A 5821-nucleotide genomic window follows, 5' to 3' on the forward strand; every position below is an offset into this window, starting at 1 on the left:
CGGCCCCCGCCGGGAGAGCCCGGCGGCGACCGTCCATGACTGGCTCAGCCCTGTCAGCCGTGGTTGTTCAGCAGGCGGCTGCGGGTCTTCTTCCTGCGGGCCACGATGTCGAGCGTCTTCTTGACCATGGACGATCCTCCTTTCTCCCCGGAGGAGGCGTGTGGCCTGTCTCCGGTTCTGGACAGTGGATCTGGACGGTGGACATCCGAGTAGTCGGCCGCCGGGCCCCGATGGTTCCCGTCGATCGCCGGACACCCACCGGCCTGGCAGAAAATCCGCGATAAATGGCTGTTTCTCACCTCGTGACGATGACATTCGAATGTCAAGATCCAGTCAAGGAGATCGTATTCGCGGGCGTGTGGAAAACATGCCGCCCGGCCTGTGTTTCCGGACGGCGCCATGACCACCGGACGGCCGGGGCGTCGCTGTCCCCCGGCCGTCCGGTACCACCGGGGCCCCGCTCCGAAGGTGGCCACACCGGCGACCGAACCTGAGCGTCCCGGGGTGGCCCAGGGGGCCATAGGGGTCAGGCGTCCCCCATGGACTCCACGGTCTTCGCGGCCCCGGGAGCACCGGCGGCCCCGGGAGCACCGGCGGCCCCGGGGGCACCGACGGCCCCGGCGGAGGGGAGGCTCAGGCGGTCGGCCACGGTTCTGACGCCTGCGGCCAGGGCCGCGATGAGCAGCAGCAGGAACAGTCGCAGCAGGTCATGGCCGTCGAGGGTGAGTTCGGCCTCGGTGTTGACCAGGAACCCGGTGGCGAGCAGCCACGCCAGGACGGCGGTGGCCAGGGCGGCGGGCCAGCGGGGCGTGCGCAGGGCCTGACCGCCGACGGCGATCGCCATGACCAGCAGCCGCCCGCGGACCTGCCCCGGGGTGAAGAGCAACGACGCGACCGCCGTCGCGGTGACGGTGGCGAACAGGCCACCGGCGAGCGAGAAGCCGATCGGTTCTGAGCGGACCATCGCAACCGCCTTTTCCGCTGGAGATCCCTACTTTCTTCATCAAACTTCTGAACCACCATTTTTCAACCTTTGTCTACGCATCTCCTACGCTTTTCCGGATAATCCGTACGGGTTCCCTACCGGATGGCCGTCCGCCATGTCCGGCAAAGGCGTCAGGAAACCGGAATCGGGACTGACCAGATTGTTCTTCCGGCACCCTTTCCCGCATTTTCCCCGACCCGGAAACACCCCCGGCCGCACCGGACGCCGACACCGGGCGAGGAGGCCGTGTGGCACACCGCCGACGGTCACGCTCCGTGACCGTCGGCGGGGGCGATGTCCCCGGGTGTACACGCTTGTTCACCCCCCGCTGATAACGCGGGTCTCCGGCTCCGGGTGAGCGGTATAAGGCCAGGTCAGAGCGGCTGCCGGGAAATCGTTAAGAAACTTACCGGCGGGAATTGTTAAGAAACTTGACAAAAGATACGGGCTGATCCAACCATTAGGTCACACGCGGATCCGCAACCCGTTCTCCCAACTCTGCGTTGAACCACGCATCAGACACGGCATCGGCCTGCCGGATGCGCCACCCCCCCATCCCGGGGCCCGCTGGGTCCCGCCTGACTTCTGTTACGGGAGTCTGCAATGCACCTAAGAACATCGCTTCGTGCTGCCCTGGCGGCTGTCACCACCGCCGTCACGGTGCTCGGCGTCACCGCCATGGGCACCACGGCCGCGAGCGCCACTCCGGACAAGGCCACCGCCCCCGTCAAGGCCGCAGCCGCAGGCCTGCCCGAGCGGGTCTTCGCCCCCTACTTCGAGGCGTGGACCGGTGAGGACCCGGCGACGCTCTCCCAGCAGTCCGGTGCCAAGCACCTGACCATGGCGTTCCTGCAGGCCGCGACCAAGGGGTCGTGCACGGCCTACTGGAACGGCGACACCAGCATGCCGATCTCGACCTCCACCTTCGGCGCCTCGATCAACAAGATCAGGGCGGCGGGCGGCGACGTCATCCCGTCGTTCGGCGGCTACACGGCCGACAACACCGGCACCGAGATCGCCGACAGCTGCACCAACGTCAACTCGATCGCCGCGGTCTTCCAGAACGTCATCAACACCTACGGCGTCACCCGGATCGACCTCGACATCGAGGACAACTCGCTGACCAACAGCGCCGGAATCGACCGCCGCAACAAGGCGATCAAGCAGGTCCAGGACTGGGCCGCCGCCAACGGCAAGAAGATCGAGTTCGCCTACACCCTGCCCACCACGACCAGCGGTCTGGCCGACAGCGGCCTGGCCGTACTGCGCAACGCGGTGGCGAACAACGCCAAGATCGACATCGTCAACATCATGACGTTCGACTACTACGACAACGCCAGCCACAACATGGCCAACGACACGAAGACCGCGGCCCAGGGCCTGCACGACCAGCTGGCGCAGCTGTACCCGAACAAGACGTCGGACCAGCTGTGGAGAATGATCGGCGTCATCGAGATGATCGGCATCGACGACTTCGGTCCCGCCGAGACGTTCAGGGTCGAGGACGCCGCCCCCGTGCTGAACTGGGCGATCAGCAAGAACCTCGCCTACCTGTCGTTCTGGGCGCTCCAGCGTGACAACGGCGGCTGCCCCGGGACCGGCGGTTCCGACAGCTGCTCCGGCATCGAGCAGAGCACCTGGTACTTCAGCCAGGCCTTCGCTCCGTTCACCAGCGGCAGTCAGAACCCGTCCGACGACTTCTCGGTCGCGGTCTCCCCTGCCTCCGGCTCGGTCAACCCGGGTGAGACGGCGACGACGACGGTCAACACCGCCGTCACCAGTGGTTCGGCGCAGACGGTCAACCTCGCCGCGACCGGGCTTCCCGCCGGTGCGACCGCGACCTTCACCCCCGCCTCGGTCACCGCGGGCGGCTCCTCCTCGCTGAAGCTCGCCACCACCTCGTCGGTGACCCCGGGCGTCTACCCGATCACCGTCACCGGCACGGCGGCCTCCGGCAACCACACCGCGACCTACAACCTCACGGTGAAGGGCACGTCGAACGACGACTACTCGATCTCGCTCTCCCCTGCCACCGGCACGGTGATCGCCGGGGACGCGACGACGACGACGGTCAACACCGCCGTCACCAGTGGTTCGGCGCAGACGGTCAACCTCGCCGCGACCGGGCTTCCCGCCGGTGCGACCGCGACCTTCACCCCCGCCTCGGTCACCGCGGGCGGCTCCTCCTCGCTGAAGCTGGCCACCACCTCGTCGGTGACCCCGGGCACCTACACGGTCACCGTCACGGGAACGGGCGCCTCGGCGACCCACACCGCCACCTACACCCTCACGGTCGGTGGCGCCAACCCCGGTGGCACGGTGGCCAACGGTGACTTCGAGTCGGGCTCGCTCAGCCCCTGGAACTGCCAGTCGGGCGGCACCGTGGTCAGCTCCCCGGCCCACGGCGGCACCCACGCCCTGCAGGTCGCGGCGACGAACAGCCAGACCGGTGAGTGCTCCCAGACGGTGACGCTGACCCCCAACCACAGCTACACGCTGAAGGGCTGGGTCCAGGGCAACTACGCCTTCCTCAACGTCTCCGGCGGCGCGACCGGCAGCGCCTGGACCTCCTCCGGCGGCTGGAGCCAGGTCTCGGTGCCCTTCACCACCGGTTCCTCCGGCACGGTGAAGATCTCCGTCCACGGCTGGTACGGCCAGGGCAACGTCTACGCCGACGACTTCAGCATCTCCTGACGCTCGTCTGAGGCCTGACAGCCCACAGGGGCCGTCGCACCGGATCCGGTGCGACGGCCCTCGTCGTTTCCGAGAGCCGAGAGCCGAGAGCCGAGAGCCGAGAGCCGAGAGCCGAGAGCCGGGACTCGGGACTCGGGAGCCCTCGGGAGGTCCCTGGGACATCTCCCGAAAAATCCGGAGAAAAAAGTTTCGTCGCACCGATGAGTTCGCGCCCGAGCCCCCGTTACAGGGGCATGACACAGATTCTGCGGGACAAGAACGTCATCATCTACGGCGCGGGCGGCGGCATCGGCGGCGGCGCGGCAAGGACCTTCGCCAGGGAGGGCGCCAGGGTCTTCCTCGCCGGACGCACCCGCGCGTCGCTCGACGCGGTCGCGGCGGACATCACCGAGGCGGGCGGCCTCGCCGAGGTCGACCAGGTCGACGCGCTCGACGAGCACTCGGTCGAGGAACACTTCCGGTCCGTCGTCTCCCGGGCCGGTGGGGTGGACGTGTCCCTCAACCTGATCACCCGCGGGGACGTGCAGGGCGTCCCGCTGGTCGACATGTCGGCCAAGGACCTCACCACGGCCGTCGTGAACGGCCTGCTGACGAACTTCCTCACCGCCAGGGTCGCCGCCCGCCACATGGCCACCAGGGGTGGCGGGGTCGTCATGACGATCACCAGCGGCTCCTCCCGGGGAACGGCCCCGATGATGGGCAGCACCGGCCCGGCGGACGCGGCGGTCGAGACGTTCCTGCGCTACCTGGCCGCCGAGACCGGACCGAGCGGGGTGCGGGTCGTCGGCCTGCACACGGCCGGGGTCATCGAGACCCTGACGCGCGAGAAGGTCGTCGAGGTGAACGGCGGGCTGACCGACTTCGACCCCGAGGCGTTCGAGAGGGCGATGGCCGGGATGACCATGCTCGGGCGCATGCCCAGGCTGGCCCAGGTCACCGAGACCCTGGCCTTCCTGGCCTCGGACAGGGCCGCCGGGATCACCGGCACGACCGTCAACGTCTCCTGCGGCCTGGTCGCGGGTTAGGTTCGTACCCGTGCGGACAGGTCACCAGGAAACCGGCGAGGACACGCTCGTCACGGCCGCCCTCGCGGGGGACGAGACGGCGTTCGCCACCGTCGTCGAGCGGCACCGCCGGGAGTTGCACGTGCACTGCTACCGGATGCTCGGCTCCTTCGACGAGGCCGAGGACGTCGTCCAGGAGACGTTCCTGAGGGCCTGGCGCGGAAGGGATGGTTTCGAGGGAAACGCGCTCTTCCGGGCCTGGCTCTACAAGATCGCCACGAACGCGTGCATCGACCACTCCCGGCGCGGGGCGCGCTCGGCCACGTCCTTCGCGGACCTGCCGTGGCTGCAGCCGTACCCCGACCGGTTGCTCGACCAGGTGGCGCCGGGCGAGACCGAGCCCGACGCCGTCCTGGTGACCAGGGAGACGATCGAGCTGGCCTTCCTCGCGGTGATCCAGCTCCTGCCGCCGAAGCAGCGGGCGGTCCTCATCCTGCGTGACGTGCTCGAATGGTCGGCGACCGAGACCGCGGCGGCCCTGGACACGACGGTCGCCTCCGCCAACAGCGCGCTGCAGCGGGCCCGCGCCACGGTCAGGGAGCACCACCCGGTACGGCCGGCCCCCCGGCCGCCGAGCGAGACGGAACGGGAGCTGCTCAGGCGCCTCATCGAGGCGCACGAGCGGGCCGACGCCGACGCCGCGCTCGCCCTGATGCGCGAGGACATCCGGATCACGATGCCGCCGTTGCCCATGTGCTACGACGGACTGGCCATGATCGCGCCGCTGATCCAGCGGGGGCTGACGGACCCCGGAGAGTGGCGGCTGCTGCCGGTCGCCGCGAACCGGATGCCGGCCGCGGCCAGTTACCTCAGGGCGCCAGGGGAGACGGAGTTCAAGGCGTTCAAGATCGACGTCCTGCGGATCGAGGACGGCGCCGTGGCGGAGATCACCACCTTCGACACCCGCCTCTTCCCCGCGTTCGGCCTGCCGCCCGTGCTGGCCATGCCTCGCTGAAAGCCCGATTCGTCGCTTTTTGTGCCAAGGACACTCCCCCATCTTCAGGGCGGGATCTTCGGGTGCGAGACTTCGCTGTATGGGGAGGATCGAGCCCGGTGGCCTGCTGCCGCACCTGAGACT

General features: G+C 68.8%; 4 protein-coding genes. 3 read left to right on the forward strand and 1 reads right to left on the reverse strand.

The genetic code is table 11. The features are described 5' to 3' along the window. Positions 1 to 526: 526 nt before the first annotated feature. On the reverse strand, positions 527 to 964 hold the full coding sequence (locus ACFOYY_RS20810) for a hypothetical protein (RefSeq protein WP_386190952.1): 438 nt from the start codon (positions 962 to 964) through the stop codon (positions 527 to 529). 624 nt (positions 965 to 1588) lie between these two features. Here ACFOYY_RS20810 and ACFOYY_RS20815 point away from each other — a divergent pair. From ACFOYY_RS20815 to ACFOYY_RS20825, 3 genes are all read left to right on the forward strand, one after another. After that, positions 1589 to 3679, forward strand: a complete 2091-nt coding sequence (locus tag ACFOYY_RS20815; protein WP_386190955.1) for a glycosyl hydrolase family 18 protein — start codon at positions 1589 to 1591, stop codon at positions 3677 to 3679. Positions 3680 to 3912: 233 nt separating this feature from the next. Next, positions 3913 to 4704, forward strand: a complete 792-nt coding sequence (locus tag ACFOYY_RS20820) for an SDR family NAD(P)-dependent oxidoreductase (protein ID WP_386190959.1) — start codon at positions 3913 to 3915, stop codon at positions 4702 to 4704. A gap of 10 nt (positions 4705 to 4714) precedes the next feature. After that, positions 4715 to 5698 (forward strand): RNA polymerase subunit sigma-70, encoded by a 984-nt coding sequence (locus ACFOYY_RS20825; RefSeq protein WP_386190962.1) that lies wholly within the window; start codon positions 4715 to 4717, stop codon positions 5696 to 5698. The last annotated feature ends 123 nt before the right edge of the window (positions 5699 to 5821 follow it).

It is taken from the genome of Streptosporangium jomthongense (assembly GCF_042650425.1).
Classification (GTDB): domain Bacteria; phylum Actinomycetota; class Actinomycetes; order Streptosporangiales; family Streptosporangiaceae; genus Streptosporangium.